Source organism: Mycolicibacterium llatzerense (genome assembly GCF_025331195.1).
GTDB lineage: Bacteria > Actinomycetota > Actinomycetes > Mycobacteriales > Mycobacteriaceae > Mycobacterium > Mycobacterium llatzerense.
Genome location: NZ_LXOV01000016.1, coordinates 283069 through 299170, shown reverse-complemented (window position 1 = coordinate 299170; position 16102 = coordinate 283069). Strand labels below are relative to the sequence as shown.

The window sequence follows — 16102 nt, the reverse complement described above, 5'->3', positions numbered from 1 at the left end:
AGGCTTTAGTGGTTGCGCTGCACCGGTTGTGCGTCGGCGACGGCGTCCCGGACGGCGGCGGCGAGGCTGCGCTCGTCGTGCACGTCGACGTGAGCCAGGCTTCGCGAGGACACCGCGACGACGTCCTCTTCCTGGGGCACCGGACCCGACAAACGCGGCCGGTAGATCTCGACAATCAGCATGCGCTTGTCATCAAGGCGAAACGAAAAACTCCGGCCATCGCCGACTTGGCCAAACCCGCTGGCCCGCAGACCAGTCGAAAGGTCTTCGATAGCAAAATTACCGTTGGCAAGATCGCCGTCGGTGGCAATGCTCATGGCTCCGACCATACCCCTCCGGTACGCGACGTACCCGCCGGACGAAGATAATTGACGCCAATATATTTGCCTAGACTGGAAATTTGCCCCGCCCCCGCCGCCCGCCGACCGAAAGACAGGCCGTGCCAATGGATCACCGTCCCATTAATTGTCGGCGACGTGAATATTGGGGCTCTGCAACGAGGTTCGCCGCGGCCGCTCTGACCATCGGGGCGCTGGCGGCCTGCTCGTCGCATCCGGCCGATGCACCGCCGCCCACCATCACGCCCGCGCGCGCCGCGGTGTCCCCCGCGGTCAGCGGCGTGCCCGACGGCGTGGTCCACACGCTCCCCGGTCCCGGCACCGGCGCGGCCTTCGACGCGGCGACGTCGTCGCTGGTGGTGCTGGGCACCGACGGCACGGGACGCCCGGTGGCGACTGTCCCCGGCACCCCGCCGGTGGTACTGCCGACGACCGCGACAGGCGTGACGGGCGACGGCGCCGGCACGGCGTTCCTGTCCACCCGCGGCGGCTACCTGCGCCTCGACATCGGCAAGCGCACCGTGCAGCCGATCGCGGTCGACGGCCAGTCGGGCACCGACTTCACCTCGATCGCCCGGCGGGCCGACGGGAAACTGGCGCTGGGCACCGCGGACGGGGCGGTACTCATCGTCGACGGCACTGCGGTGAAGTCCCGGATGAAGGCCTTCGCCCGCGTGGACGGTCTTGCCGCGCAAGGCAATACCGTCGTCGTCCTGGACCGCGGCCAGACCTCGGTGACCGAGGTGAACGCGGACGGCACCGACGTCGCGCAGGCGCTGCGCGCCGGTGAGGGTGCCACCACGCTGGCCGCCGACCCTGCCGGGCGGGTGCTGGTGGCCGACACCCGCGGCGACGGCCTGCTGGTGTTCGGCACCACGCCGCTGATGCTGCGCCAGCAGGCGCCGGTCCGGGGCGCGCCGTTCGGCCTGGTCGGCACGTCGAAACTCGCCTGGGTTTCACAGACCGCGACAAACGGCGTGGTTGGTTACGATCTTTCGACTGGCATCCCCGTGGAGAAAGTCCGATATCGCACCGTGCAGCAGCCCGACGTCCTCGCCTTCGACGAACGCACCGGCACCTTGTTCGTGGTGTCGGGATCGGGCGCCGGGGTGCAGGTGATCGCGAACGCCGCCGCGGGGCCACAGGCGGGCGGGCGCTAAATGCACCGGGGGCGGATGCCGGCAGCGTGGGCGGAGGACTTGTCCGACGACTACGAATGGATTCCGCTCCGGCTGCCCCCGGAAGTAACCAGACTGTCGGCGTCCATCCGGCTGTCGATCGAGGCCGAATATCGTGGGTGGGAGTTGACCCGGGTACGCCTGTACACCGACGGTTCGCGCCGGGTGCTGCTGCGCCGCCGCAAGATCAGGGCGAGCGAAGCGACGGGAAATGCGCCCGATAGGTTGGCGCCGCCCGATCAGCCGGCAATGTGAGGAGCTGTTGATGTATCGCGCCCTGCGCTGGGTGTTCTTCCGGGTGCCCCCGGAACGGATTCATACCTGGGTGTTCGCGCTGCTGCGCGTGGCGACCGGGCTCGCCGTCGGCCGCCGGCTGCTGGGCCGCTGGCTCACGCCGTCGGATCCGGTGTTGGAGACCACGGTGTTCGGCGTGACCTTCCCGGGCCCGGTGGGCCTGGCGGCCGGCTTCGACAAGAACGGCAGCGGCATCAACGCCTGGGGCCCACTGGGTTTCGGCTACGCCGAGGTCGGCACCGTCACCGCGCAGGCGCAGCCGGGCAATCCGGCGCCGCGGCTGTTCCGGCTCGCCGAGGACCGCGCGCTGCTGAACCGGATGGGCTTCAACAACCACGGTGCCGGCGAGCTCGCCATCCGGCTGACCCGCAGCCAGTCGACCGTGCCGATCGGGGTGAACATCGGCAAGACCAAGGTCACCCCGCCCGAGCATGCCGTTGACGACTACGCCGAGAGCGCCCGCCTGTGCGGGCCGCTGGCCGACTTCGTGGTGGTCAACGTCAGCTCGCCGAACACGCCCGGGCTGCGTGACCTGCAGGCCGTGGCGTCGCTGCGGCCGATCCTGGCCGCCGTGCGCGCCGAGACCACCAAGCCCGTGCTGGTGAAGATCGCGCCCGACCTGTCCGACGACGACGTCGACGAGATCGCCGACCTGGCCGTCGAATTGGGGCTGGCCGGCATCGTCGCGACCAACACCACGATTTCCAGGGAGGGGCTGCTGACCCCCGGCGTCGCCGAGCTGGGCGCGGGTGGCGTGTCCGGCCCGCCGGTGGCCGCGCGGTCACTGGAGGTGCTGCGGCGGCTGCACAAGCGGGTCGGCGGCCAACTGGTGCTGATCAGCGTCGGCGGCATCGAGACCGCCGACGACGCGTGGGAGCGCATCATCGCCGGCGCCTCGTTGGTGCAGGGCTACACCGGCTTCATCTACGGCGGTGGCTTGTGGGCCAAGCACATTCACGACGGCGTCGCCGCGCGGCTGAAGGCCGGCGGCTTCGCGTCGCTGGCGGACGCGGTGGGCTCGGGAGCCTGATCCCGCACGGCTGAGCGCCGATGCGCTGACGCCGAGGTGCCGAACCAGCGTTGGCTCGATCGCGACAGCACGCTCTGCTCGCTGTAGCCGAGCAACCCGGCCAGCTGTCCCAGCGGGATATCGGTGCTGCGGAGATAGCGGTCGGCCTCCTCGCGGCGCACCTGGTCGACGAGTGCGGCAAACGACGTGGCCTGCGTCTCCAGTTGGCGCTGCAGGGTGCGCGGATGCACCGCAAGATGCTGCGCGACCAGGTCGAGGGTCAGGCCGCCGGTGGGCAGCATCCGGCGGATCAGCAGCCGCACCGGTTCGGCGGTCTGTGAATCGGCCGGTACCGCGATGGTGTTGAGGTAGTCCCGCACGACGTCGTGCACCGCGCCGTCGGCCGCCAGCGGCCGGGCAAGCACCGACCTCGGGAAGCGAAACCCGGTGTCGGGCTGGGCAAAACGCACCGGGCACCCGAAATACCTGGCGTAGTTCTGCGGGCTGGTCAGCGGCTCGTGGCGGAAGTGCACCGCCGCCGGAGTGAAGTCCGGACCTGTCAGCAGCCGGAACACCTGCAGCGCGACGCCGAGGGCGAGCTCGGCCGCCTGTCGGTGCGCGATGGAGTGGGGTACCGCGAGGCGCCAGTCGAACCGGGCATGACGTGCCGCCGGTTGCGCGTCGATGGTTGCCGTCAGGGCCGGGCTGTAGACGGACATGTACTGGTCGATGGCCTCGAGCGCGGCACCGACGGTCGCCGCGGTCCGGGCGGCGATCCCAACCGGGCCGAGGATATCCAGGCCCTGGCGCAGCGCCAGCTGCCTGCCGAAGTCGGGCGTCGCGGTCATCGTGGCCGCGGTCTCCAGGGTGGTGACGACGCTGCGGTAGTTGATGAAGCTGTCCTGGTCGCCGACCGCCTCGATCGGGATGTGGCTCAGGGCGAGCAGGGGCGCGGGGTCTTCACCGAGTTCCCGGACGAGTTCCAGGAAGCCCTGCAACGACGTGCCGCGCACAAATGGCATGTCGTCTACTGTCAAGAAGTTGTCATTTGATGTCAAGTATTGGACTCCGGTGCACCGCAGAATCGATGCATACCAACCGAATCCACCCGACATCGAAAGGCCCGAAAATGACCGCCATCGCCTCCCCCGAAATGGTCACCACCCGCAGCGGCGCTCCTCTCCCGCTGGTCGCGCTGCCGCAGGGTGAACTACTGAGCGTCAACCTCGCCGAGACCCCGCTGCTGAAGGACGCCCTCGGCCCGGGCATCAGCTTCCACCCGCTACGACTGGACACCGAGCGTGGCGAGTACGTCATCCTCGCCAGGATGGCCCCGGGCGTCGGCCTGCAAATCCACTACCACACCGGGCCCGCGCAGGTGTACACGATGCAGGGCTGCTGGCTGTACCGCGAATACCCCGACCAGCCCCAGACCGCCGGCTCCTACCTGTACGAACCCGGCGGCTCCGTCCACACCTTCTACACGCCCGAGGACAACACCGAGGACACCGTCGCGCTCATCTGGGTTGATGGCGCGAACGTCAACTTCAACGAGGACGGCACGTTCCACTCGATCCTCGACGCGGTGTCCCTGCACTACCTGACCGAGACAGTGTCCGCAGCTCAAGGCACCAAACCCGTCTTCGTCCACGGTGGCGCCGCCGGCGTCGCCAAATCCTGATCCACCAGCCACGACCCTGAAAGGACCGGCCATGACCTTCCGGAAATTGACCAGCCTCGATGCCCAGTTCCTGGCGATGGAGGACGGGCACGCACACGGCCACGTCAGCGTGCTGAGCACCTACGCTCCGTACACCGCAGACGGCCGCCGGCTGACCGCCGAGGTGATCCGGGACCTCGTGGCCGAGCGGTTGCCGCTCCTGCCCCCGTTCCGCTGGCGACTCGTCAGGGTGCCATTCGACCTCGACCACCCGTACTGGGTCGACGCAGACGACGTCGATGTCACCTATCACGTACAGGAATCCGCGCTGTGGGCACCGGGTGACGACCGCCGGCTCGCCGACCACGTTGCCGAGATCATCGCGAGGCCGCTGGATCGGTCACGGCCGCTGTGGGAGATCCACGTGATCAGCGGACTGGCCGACGACTCGGTGGCACTGCTGATCAAGATGCACCACGCCGCGGTCGACGGCGTCTCGGGCGCCGAGATGCTGCGGGTGCTGCTCGACGACACCGCAGAGGGACAGCCAGTGGTGGCTCCCAGCTGTGTAGAACCGCAGCGCCGGCCGTCCCAGGCCGAACTTCTCGGCCGCGGCCTGACCAACATGTGCCGATACCCCGCACGGTCCATCCGCGCCGCGGTGCGTGCGCTGCCACACCTCGACGAGGTGCCCACGTTGCGAGGCGTGCCCGGCGTCAGCACGGTGGCGCGGCACAGCCGGTCCGCCAAGGCGATCCTGGAGCGCACGAACACAGCCGAAGGCACCGAACTCGTCGCACCGCGCACGCGGTTCCAGACCGCGATCTCGCCGCGTCGAAGCGTGGCGTTCGGTTCGGTGTCGCTGGCTGAGGTGAAAGCCGTCAAGGATCACTTCGGATGCAGCATCAACGACGTCGTGATGGCGATGTGCGCATCGGGACTGCGGTCGTGGTTGGCCGACGAAGGCGAACTGCCGGACGGACCACTGCTGTCGTTCGTGCCCGTGTCCGTCCGCACGCCTGAGCAGACGGGCACGTTCGGGAACCGGGTCTCGGTCATGATGGCCGAACTGCCGACCGATGAGGCCGATCCCGTCGAGCGGCTACACCGGGCGCAGGTCACCATGACCGCCGCGAAACAGCGTCATCAGGCACTGCCGGCGTCCCTGTTGGAGGATGCCAACGACCTCATCCCGCCGGCGTTGTTCGCCCGTGCCACCGGCACGGCATTGCGCCACGGGGCATCGTTCCTGCAGCCGGCCGTGAACGCCGCGATCTCCAACGTGCCCGGCTCCCCCACGACGCTGTACTGCGCAGGCGCCGAACAGCTTTCGCAGTTTCCGATCTCCGGCATACTGCACGGAGTCGGGCTGAACATCACCGTGTTCAGCTACCGTCAAGAACTGTCGATCGGCATCGTCGTCGACCGCGATCAACTCGACGACCCGTGGCCCCTGCTCGACGCGGTGCGCGACTCCCTGACGGACCTGACGGCGGCGATCAGTACACGACCAGCGGTGTGACGCCGAGTTCGTCCAAGGTCTGCTGGACGTGGTCGCGCAGGACGGCGTTGGTGTTCTCGGCACCGACCTGATAACCCACGACGCCCAAGGTGACCTTGCCGTTGTGGCGCAGGGCCGTCACCACCAGCAGGCCCCCGGGCTGCTCGATGTCCCGCTTGGTGACGTTTTGCTCGACGCCCCAACAGATCACGTAATCGGCCTGATTGACTCCGTCGACGCGGCCGACCAGTTCCGGCACGTCGCCGACGTTGGAGCAGGTGACCGGCAGCTCGCCGAGCACCATGGCCGCGGTATGGCGGACCGCCCGCCGCGGGATGAACGGTGTCAGCGGCAACAGCTGGAAGGACTCGTCCGGCTGCTCTCGGGCGCTCCGCAATGCGGTCCGGATGGTGCCGCGAAGCTCGGTCAGGTCCGCGGTGGCTGTCGCCGGGTCGACGGTGAAGGTGGTGAAGGTCATCGCGTTGGCCCGGGTGTCATCGAGCGAGGTGCGGTCGTTGATGGAGACCATCAACGAGACGGCGCCATCGCGCGCCCGCTGCCGTCCCATGCGGACCCCGAGGCGGGTGGCGAACGCCGAGACCAGCGAATAGTTGTTGCCGCCCAATTCTGCTGCGCGCGCGTCAAAGTGGTCGAGGTCGATGATGGCGGACGCGAACGGCACATGCACGTATTCGTCGCCATCGGCCGGCCCTCCCGTCGACGGCGTCGCGGTCATCTCACCGCGGCGCTCGCGCGCGAGCTTGGCCGCCACGGCAATCGTGCGCCGGACGTCGGGCAGGTCTCTGAAGGTCTGGCGGAGATCGGACCGGATCGCCTGCCAACGGGTGCGGGACCTGGGCTGCCCGTAGCCGAGATCACGCTCGTTTCCCAGAATTGCGTCCATGAACGCCACGACCGACCCAGTGCCATCGATCAGGCAGTGCGACAGCACTATGGCCACCGCCGTCGAGCCGTCGGTAAAGGGCTGCACGCCGAGGGTCCAACCCGGCCCGCGCTCCGGGTCGATCGGAATCTGTGCGCGCTCCTCCAGCCAGTCACTCAGTTCTGAACGCGGACAAGCCGTTTCGGCGATGTCGATCGGGCGTGGGGCGCCCGTGGCGGCCACCCAACGATGCCGACCGAACGGCAGCGGCGACCGCTCGATGTACCGGGCCACCAGCCCCTTGCCGAAGTTTTCGTTGAACCGGCGCAGCCCGTCGAGGTCCACCGGACCCTCGTAGAACCACAACGCCATGCCGACCTGCACCCGGCCATTGGCCCGGTACGACAGGAAAGTGGCCTGGTCGATGTAGTCGAGCCGGTCCTGATCCGTCGGTGTCGAACGCTTGCTCACCGGCGTAGATGTGGACAAAGCGGATGGTCCCCCTCGCTCCGGGCGCGGCGAGCGTCGCTGCCGCCGGCCTCGGTCCGATAGTAGGACGGGCGGATGGCCACCGCGACCCCACAGGGACCGGCTACTTCTGCTCGTACGTCCCGTGGATGACGGCCCGGGCGATGGCCTGCATGAACAGGTTGAAGCCCAGGAACGCCGGGGTGGCGTCCTCGGGAATGTCCAGCTTCTCCACAGGCAGCGCGTGCACCGCGATGTAGTACCGGTGCGGGCCGTGGCCGGCCGGCGGGGCGGCACCCAGGTAGCGCTTGAGGCTGGCGTCGTTGGCCAGGGTGATGGCGCCGCCGGGCAGCGCGTCGCCATTGCCCGCGTCGGCGGCCAGCTCGGTCACGTCGGCGGGCAGGTTGGCGACGGCCCAGTGCCAGAAGCCCGACGCGGTCGGGGCATCGGGGTCGTAGACGGTGACGGCGAAGCTGCGGGTCTCGGCCGGGAAGCCCGACCAGCTCAGCTGCGGCGAGACGTCCTCTCCCCCGGCGCCGAAGATGCCGCTGACCTGATCATTGGCCAGCGCGCCACCGTCGGACAGCGACGTCGAGGTCAACGTGAAAGTCGGCAGCTGCGGCAGGTTGTCATACGGCGAAGCGGTCATGATGCCCTTTCGATGGTCAGCAGTGTCGGTCAGCAGTGCGTCAGGAAGTGCTCGAGGACCTTCGCGCCGAACTGTAGTGCGTCCACGGGCACGCGCTCGTCGACCCCGTGGAACAGGGCGGCGAAGTCCAGCTCGGGCGGCAGCCGCAGCGGCGCGAACCCGAAGCACCGGATGCCCAGGCGGACAAACGCTTTCGCGTCGGTGCCGCCCGACATCATGTAGGGCACCGTGCGGGCGTCGGGGTCGACGGCCAGGATCGCAGCGTTCATCGCGTCGACCAGGTCGCCGTCGAAGGTGGTTTCCACGCTGGGCAGGTCACGCTCCCAGGTGCGGGTGATGTTGGGGCCGAGCAGCGCGTCGAGCTCGCGTTCGAAGGCCTCCTTGCGGCCCGGCAGGATGCGGCAGTCGACCATGGCCTCGGCCGTGGCCGGGATGACGTTGGCCTTGTAGCCGGCCTTGAGCATGGTGGGGTTCGCGGTGTCGCGCAGGGTGGCGCCGACGATGCGCGCGATGCCGCCCAGCTTGGCGATGCTGCCCTCGAGGTCCGGCGAGTTCGGGTCGAGGTCATAGCCGGTTTCCTCGGAGACCGCGGTCAGGAACTGCTCAACCGACTCGCTCAGCACCAGCGGGAACTGGTGTCGGCCCAATTTGGCGACCGCTTCGGCGATCTCGGTGACGGCGTTGTCGTCGTGCACCATCGAGCCGTGCCCGGCCCTGCCGCGCGCCGTCAGCCGCATCCAGGACAGGCCCTTCTCGGCGGTCTCGATGAGGTACAGGCGACGTTCGCCGCCGTCCTTGGTGGGAACCGTCAGCGAGAAACCGCCGACCTCGCCGATGGCCTCGGTGATGCCGTCGAACAGGTCGGGCCGGTTGTCGACGAGCCACTGGCAGCCGTAGGTGCCGCCGTGCTCCTCGTCAGAGACGAAGGCGAACACCAGGTCTCGCGGTGGGACGATGTTGCCGCGCTTCAGATGCCGCGCGACGGCGATCATCATGCCGCACATGTCCTTCATGTCGACCGCACCGCGGCCCCACACGTAGCCGTCCTTCACCGCGCCGGAGAACGGGTGAACGCTCCAGTCGGCGGGCTCGGCCGGGACGACGTCGAGGTGGCCGTGGATCAGCAGGGCGCCCCGATCAGGGTCGGCGCCTTTGAGCCTGCAGAAGACGTTGCCGCGGCCAGGGGCGCCCGCTTCGACGTACTCGGTGGTGTACCCCACCTCGCGCAGTTTCTCGGCAACCCAGCGGGCGCAGTCCTCCTCGCCCTTGGTGGTCTCCAACTCCCCGGTGTTGGACGTGTCGAACCGGATGAGGGAGCTGACGAGGTCGACCACTTCGTCTTCGGGCGCAGTCACAGTCCCATTCGTAGCATCGACGGCACTCTGGTGCTTGCGCTACCCCTGATCACAAGCCGGTTTGGGACTCGGCGTCCTGATCCGTTAGCCTAAGCTGCCCAGTCAGACAGCTGGGCATGTCCGAGTGGCGGAATGGCAGACGCGCTAGCTTGAGGTGCTAGTGCCCTATTAACGGGCGTGGGGGTTCAAGTCCCCCCTCGGACACACGACTGAGACGAACGGAAAGGCGCTTGCGTCTTTCCTGAGGCGACGGAGTGTGGTGAGCGGCGCAGCCGCGATCACACGCAGAGAAAACCCCGGCCCTTGGGCCGGGGTTTTTCGTTGGGTCAGTAACGTCGGCCGGGTTCGATGATGGTGCGGCTGTTGAGCCGCTCAGCGACCGCGCGTTGGTTGAGCCGCGGCCGATGCCGACGACGACGGCAGCGTGGACGGACGATCGATGATCGTCGATGACGGCCCACCGACCCGGTATCGCGCGCCGCGGTGCTCCTGCGGTAGCCGGTCGCCATTGCCGAAAAGTTTGTGCCGCAACGACCCTGGCAGGTATTCCGCCTGATAGACACCACGTTCGGTGAGCACCGGAACCACATGCTCGATCACGTCGGCAAACGAGCCGGGGGTGATGGCATATGCGAGGTTGAAACCGTCGACATCGGTCTCGGCGACCCACTCCTGCAAGGTGTCGGCCACCGTGGTGCCCGACCCGACGATCCGTGGACCCATGCCGCCGATCTCGCCCCACTCGGCGATGTCCCGGACCGTCCACTCCCGGCCATCGGGATCGGCCGACTGAAACGCCTTGACCGCGGACAGGATCGCATTCGAGTCGACGTTGCCAATCGGCTCGTCCAACCCGTAACGGGCCAGGTCCACACCCATCCATCCGGACATGAACACCAGCGCGCCTTCCGGGTCGCCATAGGACAGCAACTCGCGGTGCTTGGCGTGCGCCTCGGCATCGGTGGCCGCGGTGATCACTGTCGACAGATTGAAAATCTTGGCCGAGTACGGATCCCGGCCAGCCAGTTCCAACTCCCGGCGGATGGTCGAAACCGTCTCTGCCAGAATAGCTTTGGTTGGCGCCGCCGTGAAGATCGCCTCGGCGTTCTCGGCGGCGAACCGCACCCCGCGCGGGGATGAACCGGCCTGGTAGATCACCGGGGTTCGCTGCGGCGAGGGCTCGGCGAGGTGTACTCCCGGCACACTGAAATGTGTTCCGGAGTGTCCGATGTGGTGCACCTTGTCCGGGTCTGTGAACACCCCGCGCTCGCGGTCGCGGACCACCGCGTCGTCCTCCCAGGAGCCCTCCCACAACTTGTAGAGCACCTCGAGATATTCGTCAGCGTGGTCGTACCGGGCATCGTGGGCCGGCTGGTCGGTCTGCCCCATATTGCGCGCCGCCGCGGGCAGATAACCGGTGACCACATTCCAGCCGATCCGCCCCTTGGTCAGGTGATCCAGCGTCGATATCCGGCGAGCGAACGGATACGGGTGCTCGAACCCGGTGCCGGTGGTGATGCCGAAGCCCAGATGCTCGGTCACCAGCGCCATCGCCGATACCAACAACAGCGGGTCACCCACCGGGATCTGCGCAGCCTGCCGGATGGCGGCCTCGTCGCTGGCTCCGTAGACGTCGTAGGTACCGAGCACATCGGCAATGAAGAGGCCGTCAAACCTGCCCCGTTCCAACAACTTCGCCAATTCGGTCCAGTACGCCAGGTCCTTGTAACGCCATGACTGATCCTCTGGATGCCGCCACAATCCGGGCGACTGATGAGCGACGCAGTTCATGTCGAAGGCATTGAGGCGAATCTGTCGGGTCACCCCTCCATCGTGTTCACATCTAACCCATCAGACACCGATTGCACTCAGCACGAACATTTTTCACGCCCTCCGGCCACGATCACAGACTCCGGACGACTCAGGTCCGATTGGCCGAACCGCCCAGCCGGTTCACCGCATAATCGGCGGCCTGGTCGGTCAGCCCGCGCGCCGGGTACGCGCCGTGGGCACCCTGATCGTTGCCGGTCGGTGAGCACACCGGGTCCTCGGCGATGCACACATCATCGGTCTTGCCGACGTAGCGCGGGCCGACGGTGATGGGTGGCGCGCCCGTGAAGATCATCTGCAGGAAGCCGCTGGACGGTTTTCCGAACAGTACGACCGCGGCGACATGATCGGCCGCCGACGTCGGCATCGGACCCGTCAGCCCTGGCGGCAACGCGAAGCCCTGCGGCACGTGGTCCTCGGTGATGTACGCGGCCACTGCCGCCCCCTGCGAGTAGCCGCCGAGCACCACCTTGGTGTTCGGGCAGGAGTTCACTGTCGCCATCACCTTGTTCCTCGCGTCGATCACGCCGTCGGCCGCGGTCGCGAAATCAAGGGACGCAGGGTAATTGACGGCGTAGACATCCACCGACTTGCCCGGTGTCTTGGCGCGGAGCGAGTCCGCGAACGCCTGCCCGACGCCGCCGACGCCTGCGGGCTCAAAGGTGCCTCGGGCGAACACCAATTGCACGTCTGGGCACGCCTCCGCTGCCGCGTGCCCGGCAGCGGCGACGCCCGCTGCCGTAAGGAACACCGCTGCAGCGGCAGCACCCAACCATCGATCATTTCGCTTCATCTGGACCGCCCCAACTCGGTAGAAACTCGCAGCGACCATTCCCACAGCCGCCTCTTAGCCTGTCTACCCAATCTGCGTCCGATAAACCACCCGACCTCGGTGATTCGCATCACGCGAGTGGACCCGCAACGAAAGTCATTGTTTGCTAACAGTTCTCCGCGGACATCCGGATCAACGCAAGCTGTACCCGCCGTCGGGATAGAGCGTGGAACCCGTCGTCGCGCCGTTGAGGAAGAGATGAATGACGGCAGCCGCGATTTCGTCCTCCCGCACCAATTTCCCGCTGGTCGAGGCTTCGACGAAGTGGTCGAATGCCGCCTGCCGGACGGCTTGGGGCCGTTGATTCCAAAGATTGCCGTCGACGGTGCCAGGCGAGATCGCGTTCACCCGTACCGGCGCGAGTTCAACAGCCAATCCGCGTGCCAGGCCCTCGATCGCGGCATTGGCGGCGACGTAGGCGGGCGCGGCGCCGGCCGGCCGGACACTGGCCGCCCCGGCCATCAGTACGACTGACGCATCAGCTGCCAGCACCGGCAACGCGGCCTTGACGACGCGGTACTGACCCCAGAACTTCGAGTCGAACGGCGACGCCGCGTCGCTGATCGAGAGTTCGCGCAGTGATCCGGTGATGTAGGTGGCCGCCGTGGTGAAGACGGCATCGACCGAGTCGAGCCGGGCGAACACGGCCTCGACGGCGCGCTCGTCCGCGGTATCGACGACCTGCCATGTCGCCGACGGACCCAGCTCGGCGGCGGCCTTTTCGAGCGCACCGGCGCGGCGCCCGCCCAGTACCACCGCACCCCCACCGGATACCACCAATTTGGCGACCGCGAATCCGATTCCGGACCCGCCGCCGATGAGGACGACAGTCCGATCCGCGAATGCGTCGCCGGCAAGAAAACTCTTCATGCCTTCGACACAATCGTCACCGCCCTGATACCGCAATCCATCTGATCAGCTTGAATCGCTTGAGATGGTTGAGCGAAGTAGCGGAACCTGTTGCCGCTCAGGGCTATACAGCGCTCTCGTCAGATGCCGTTGACGTAATCGCCCGTACAGATGTCGTAGTGCCCCGCCGGGTTGAACGTCTCTCCGTAGCCAGGGAAGTACCACTTCGCCGCTTGGTACATCAGCTGGCCATTGCAGGTGCCGAGGTTATAAGCCACGATCGTCGCCGATTGCCTGACCGACTGCGAAACACTGAAGGCCCCCGGCGGTATCGCGTAGGAAGTGCCGGTCCCGATGGCCCGGTCGCCACCCCAGGAGGACCAGGTGATGTCCCAGATGTCGCCCGTCGGGTCGCCACCGTTGAACACTCTCGCCGGCTGCACCGTTCCGTAGCCCCGCACACTCGGGTTCCAGGCACCACCGAGCGTCGGTTGCGGGTCGGCCGACGCCGAGGGCGCGCCGTTCGTCGAGCAGGCGGCCAGGCGACGGTGGTCGTGATGGCCGCCGCAATCCGTGTGGCGACCTTCTTCGTTTTCATTTGCTTCATTGCGGTCAGCCCAACTGGTAGGAATCGCGTGACACCCGGAAGAAGTGTCCGGTGCTGGAGTCGGTGCACGTCATGCCCACGAGTTCGCTGTCGCAGGTGATGGAGCCTACCGTCCGCGTTTGTCCATAGGCGAGAGTCGGTGCGCCGTCGGGAAATTCGTGATCCGAGTGCCAGTCACCCCCGATGGGTGCGCCGCCCTGGCCGAGCAGGAACCTGTTGCCCTTCCCGCCCATGGTGTAGTCCGCCGGGCGCGGGATGAACCAGGTGTAGTCCTTGATCTCGCACATGGCACCGCCCGCGCCCATCTTGCAGCCGACGTTCCCCGATGGGGACCGAAAGGCGTAGGCGTCATCAGCGTGCGCGGTTGCGGCCAGGCCAATCGTTGCCGCGACCGCCGTCGTTGCGATCAGCGCCAGCTTCATCATCTTCGTGGACTGCCTCTTCTCGAAATGGTGCTTCGGTCACCCGCAAGGCTTCGGTAGGAGCCTTGGCGGTTTCTTGCGACGCAGGTCAACGTGGGTAAAACCGGGCGCACTGCGCGACTACGCGGAGCCTGCCGAACGGGCGCTGTGATCAGCATCTCCATCTCGGACGTAGGCCTTGCGGTACCTGCGTACGAATTTAGGCTTGCCTTACCTAATCTAGTGGAGGTGTTGAATGCGCGACATCCGTGTGGCGGTGATCGGGGCAGGGCCGGCCGGAATCTATGCGTCCGACATCCTGACCGAGGAATACCCGCAGGCCAGAGTTGATCTGTTCGATCGACTGCCGGCCCCCTACGGGCTGGTCCGGTACGGGGTGGCACCCGATCACCCGCGGATCAAGGAGATCATCAAGGCGCTCCGCCGCGTGCTGTCTCGCGATGAGATCCGCTTCATCGGCAACGTGCACTACGGCACCGACCTGAAGCTGTCCGATCTGCGGCGCTACTACGACGCGGTCATCTTCTCGACCGGTGCGCGCGCCGACCGCCCGCTGGACATCCCCGGCATCGATCTGCCCGGCAGCTACGGCGCCGCCGACTTCGTCTCCTGGTATGACGGCCACCCCGATGTGCCACGAACCTGGCCACTGGAGGCCAAGAGCGTCGCGGTCCTGGGTGCCGGCAATGTGGCCCTCGACGTCGCCAGGATGCTGGCCAAGCCGGCCGATGAGCAACTGAGCACCGACATCGCCGGCAATGTCTACCAAGGGCTTTCGCTGAATCAGGCCACCGACGTACACGTGTTCGCCCGACGGGGCCCCGCGCAGATCAAGTTCTCGCCAATGGAATTCCGCGAGTTGTCCCACTCCCCCAGCGTCGACGTGATCGTGCACCCAGACGGGTTCGAGATCGACGAGGCCAGCCAGCAGGCCATCAACTCAAGCAAATCCACCAAGCTCGTCGTCAACACCATGATGCGGTACCTCGACGTCGAGCCCACTGGCGCCCCGCACCGCATCCACCTCCATCTGTGCCAATCACCGATCGCCGTGCTCGGCACGGACCGGGTCGAAGGACTGCGGACCGAGCGCACCGAACTGATCGGGAACGGAACCGCCCGGGGCACCGGCGAATTCACCGATTGGCCGGTGCAGGCCGTCTACCGCGCCGTCGGCTACCTGTCCTCACACCTGGCCGATCTGCCGTTCGACCACCACGCCGGCGTGGTCCCGCACGATGCCGGCCGGGTACTGGACCTCGACGGCGAGCTGATCGAAGGAACCTACGTCACCGGCTGGATCAAACGCGGGCCCATCGGACTCATCGGGCACACCAAATCCGATGCGTCCGAGACGATCACCAGCCTGCTGGCCGACCTACCCGGACTTCGCGCACCCGAGATAGCCGGGCCTGACGCCATCCTGGAGCACCTGTCCGGCAGCGGCATCGACTACACCACGTGGGAGGAATGGGAACGCCTCGACGCCCATGAGATGGCTCTCGGCGCGCAGCAGGGCCGAGAGCGGGTCAAGGTGGTGCCCCGCATCGACATGATCAGAGCCGGCCGGAGCTAGAGAGTCGCAGCTGTAGTTATCGACGACTCCCGGCGCTGGTTGTCGCTAGCCTCACGTCATGCCAACTGTGGGGCGGTACGCCAAAGGTGAGGCCAAGCGCGCGCAGATCAAGGACGTCGCGCTCGCGGTCCTGGAACGCGACGGCGAGGCCGGCGCGTCGATGCGGGTGATCGCCAACGAGGCCGGCATCAGCCTCGCGGGCCTGATGCACTACTTCCCCACGCGCGATGTCCTGCTGACCGAGTTGCATCGCGACGCCGATGCGAAATTCGAAGAGTGGTATCACAATTCGAAGGTCGACATCGATCCGGGCGAGGTCATGGCGCAGGCGATGGTGGACAAGGCCGCGAAGCCGGGATCGGGCACGGTCTATCTGTCGCTGGCGGCTGCCGCCGCGGTCGATCCGTCGCATCCGGCCGCGGAATACCTGCGCCGGCGATACGAGAGAATGCGCGCGACAATCGCCGAGTATGTCGGCCGCCAACAGGCGGCCGGTGCGCTCCCCGCACACGTCGACGCCGAGTTCGCCGCCACCGCACTGATCGCCGCGGCCGACGGGATTCAGATCCAATGGATGTCCGATCGGTCGATCGACATGGGCGCTCATGTGCGCGCCGTGTGGCACCGCATCCTCGCCTGACCAAAACAGTG

17 protein-coding genes and 1 tRNA gene are annotated in these 16102 nt (G+C 67.1%); 8 read left to right on the top strand and 10 right to left on the bottom strand.

Going from position 1 to position 16102, the window contains the following annotated elements; all coding sequences use genetic code 11:
- Window positions 1-5: 5 nt before the first annotated feature.
- Window positions 6-317 carry a hypothetical protein gene (locus tag A7G45_RS26210; RefSeq protein ID WP_192830317.1) on the bottom strand — a complete coding sequence of 104 codons (312 nt, stop codon included), beginning with the start codon at window positions 315-317 and terminating at the stop codon, window positions 6-8.
- 128 nt (window positions 318-445) lie between these two features.
- On the opposite strand from A7G45_RS26210, the gene A7G45_RS26205 reads away from it, so the two are divergent.
- The 3 genes from A7G45_RS26205 to A7G45_RS26195 are packed head-to-tail and all read left to right on the top strand — an operon-like array spanning window position 446 to window position 2840.
- Window positions 446-1498, top strand: coding sequence for a YncE family protein (locus A7G45_RS26205; RefSeq protein ID WP_260941300.1), 1053 nt, complete (start codon window positions 446-448; stop codon window positions 1496-1498).
- On the top strand, window positions 1499-1771 hold the full coding sequence (locus A7G45_RS26200; RefSeq protein ID WP_043396145.1) for a DUF5703 family protein: 273 nt from the start codon (window positions 1499-1501) through the stop codon (window positions 1769-1771).
- 10 nt (window positions 1772-1781) lie between these two features.
- Complete coding sequence (locus A7G45_RS26195; protein ID WP_260941299.1) at window positions 1782-2840, top strand: quinone-dependent dihydroorotate dehydrogenase; 1059 nt, start codon at window positions 1782-1784, stop codon at window positions 2838-2840.
- Here the strand turns inward: A7G45_RS26195 and A7G45_RS26190 are convergent.
- On the bottom strand, window positions 2765-3841 hold the full coding sequence (locus A7G45_RS26190) for an AraC family transcriptional regulator (protein WP_260941298.1): 1077 nt from the start codon (window positions 3839-3841) through the stop codon (window positions 2765-2767). The two genes, A7G45_RS26195 and A7G45_RS26190, sit on opposite strands and share 76 nt — an antisense overlap.
- A gap of 107 nt (window positions 3842-3948) precedes the next feature.
- Between A7G45_RS26190 and A7G45_RS26185 the strand changes: the two genes are divergently transcribed.
- Entirely contained in the window at window positions 3949-4500 is a 552-nt protein-coding gene (locus tag A7G45_RS26185; RefSeq protein WP_260941297.1) for a 2,4'-dihydroxyacetophenone dioxygenase family protein, read from the top strand.
- Between the two features lie 31 nt (window positions 4501-4531).
- Window positions 4532-6001, top strand: a complete 1470-nt coding sequence (locus A7G45_RS26180) for a WS/DGAT/MGAT family O-acyltransferase (RefSeq protein WP_260941296.1) — start codon at window positions 4532-4534, stop codon at window positions 5999-6001.
- Here A7G45_RS26180 and A7G45_RS26175 read toward each other — a convergent pair.
- The 3 genes from A7G45_RS26175 to A7G45_RS26165 form a co-directional block, all read right to left on the bottom strand.
- A complete protein-coding gene (locus A7G45_RS26175) occupies window positions 5979-7334 on the bottom strand; it encodes a hypothetical protein (RefSeq protein WP_260941295.1) in 1356 nt (451 codons plus the stop codon). The two genes, A7G45_RS26180 and A7G45_RS26175, sit on opposite strands and share 23 nt — an antisense overlap.
- Window positions 7335-7455: 121 nt before the next feature.
- Window positions 7456-7980 carry a YbhB/YbcL family Raf kinase inhibitor-like protein gene (locus A7G45_RS26170; RefSeq protein WP_133763104.1) on the bottom strand — a complete coding sequence of 175 codons (525 nt, stop codon included), beginning with the start codon at window positions 7978-7980 and terminating at the stop codon, window positions 7456-7458.
- A gap of 29 nt (window positions 7981-8009) precedes the next feature.
- Entirely contained in the window at window positions 8010-9335 is a 1326-nt protein-coding gene (locus A7G45_RS26165) for a M20/M25/M40 family metallo-hydrolase (RefSeq protein WP_260941292.1), read from the bottom strand.
- A 118-nt stretch (window positions 9336-9453) separates the two neighbouring features.
- On the opposite strand from A7G45_RS26165, the gene A7G45_RS26160 reads away from it, so the two are divergent.
- A tRNA-Leu gene (locus tag A7G45_RS26160) sits at window positions 9454-9539 on the top strand.
- Window positions 9540-9707: 168 nt separating this feature from the next.
- On the opposite strand, the gene A7G45_RS26155 is transcribed toward A7G45_RS26160, so the two are convergent.
- The 5 genes from A7G45_RS26155 to A7G45_RS26135 all read right to left on the bottom strand — a co-directional run bounded on the left by A7G45_RS26155 (window position 9708) and on the right by A7G45_RS26135 (window position 13878).
- On the bottom strand, window positions 9708-11159 hold the full coding sequence (locus A7G45_RS26155) for an LLM class flavin-dependent oxidoreductase (protein WP_260941290.1): 1452 nt from the start codon (window positions 11157-11159) through the stop codon (window positions 9708-9710).
- 97 nt (window positions 11160-11256) lie between these two features.
- On the bottom strand, window positions 11257-11958 hold the full coding sequence (locus A7G45_RS26150) for a cutinase family protein (RefSeq protein ID WP_260941288.1): 702 nt from the start codon (window positions 11956-11958) through the stop codon (window positions 11257-11259).
- 171 nt (window positions 11959-12129) lie between these two features.
- Window positions 12130-12867, bottom strand: coding sequence for an SDR family oxidoreductase (locus A7G45_RS26145; protein WP_260941286.1), 738 nt, complete (start codon window positions 12865-12867; stop codon window positions 12130-12132).
- Window positions 12868-12986: 119 nt separating this feature from the next.
- Entirely contained in the window at window positions 12987-13307 is a 321-nt protein-coding gene (locus tag A7G45_RS26140) for a hypothetical protein (protein ID WP_260941284.1), read from the bottom strand.
- A 151-nt stretch (window positions 13308-13458) separates the two neighbouring features.
- Window positions 13459-13878 carry a DUF6636 domain-containing protein gene (locus tag A7G45_RS26135; RefSeq protein WP_260941281.1) on the bottom strand — a complete coding sequence of 140 codons (420 nt, stop codon included), beginning with the start codon at window positions 13876-13878 and terminating at the stop codon, window positions 13459-13461.
- A gap of 232 nt (window positions 13879-14110) precedes the next feature.
- Between A7G45_RS26135 and A7G45_RS26130 the strand changes: the two genes are divergently transcribed.
- Together A7G45_RS26130 and A7G45_RS26125 are read left to right on the top strand one after the other, a co-directional pair.
- A complete protein-coding gene (locus A7G45_RS26130; protein WP_260941279.1) occupies window positions 14111-15451 on the top strand; it encodes an FAD-dependent oxidoreductase in 1341 nt (446 codons plus the stop codon).
- A 58-nt stretch (window positions 15452-15509) separates the two neighbouring features.
- Entirely contained in the window at window positions 15510-16091 is a 582-nt protein-coding gene (locus tag A7G45_RS26125) for a TetR/AcrR family transcriptional regulator (RefSeq protein WP_260941277.1), read from the top strand.
- The last annotated feature ends 11 nt before the right edge of the window (window positions 16092-16102 follow it).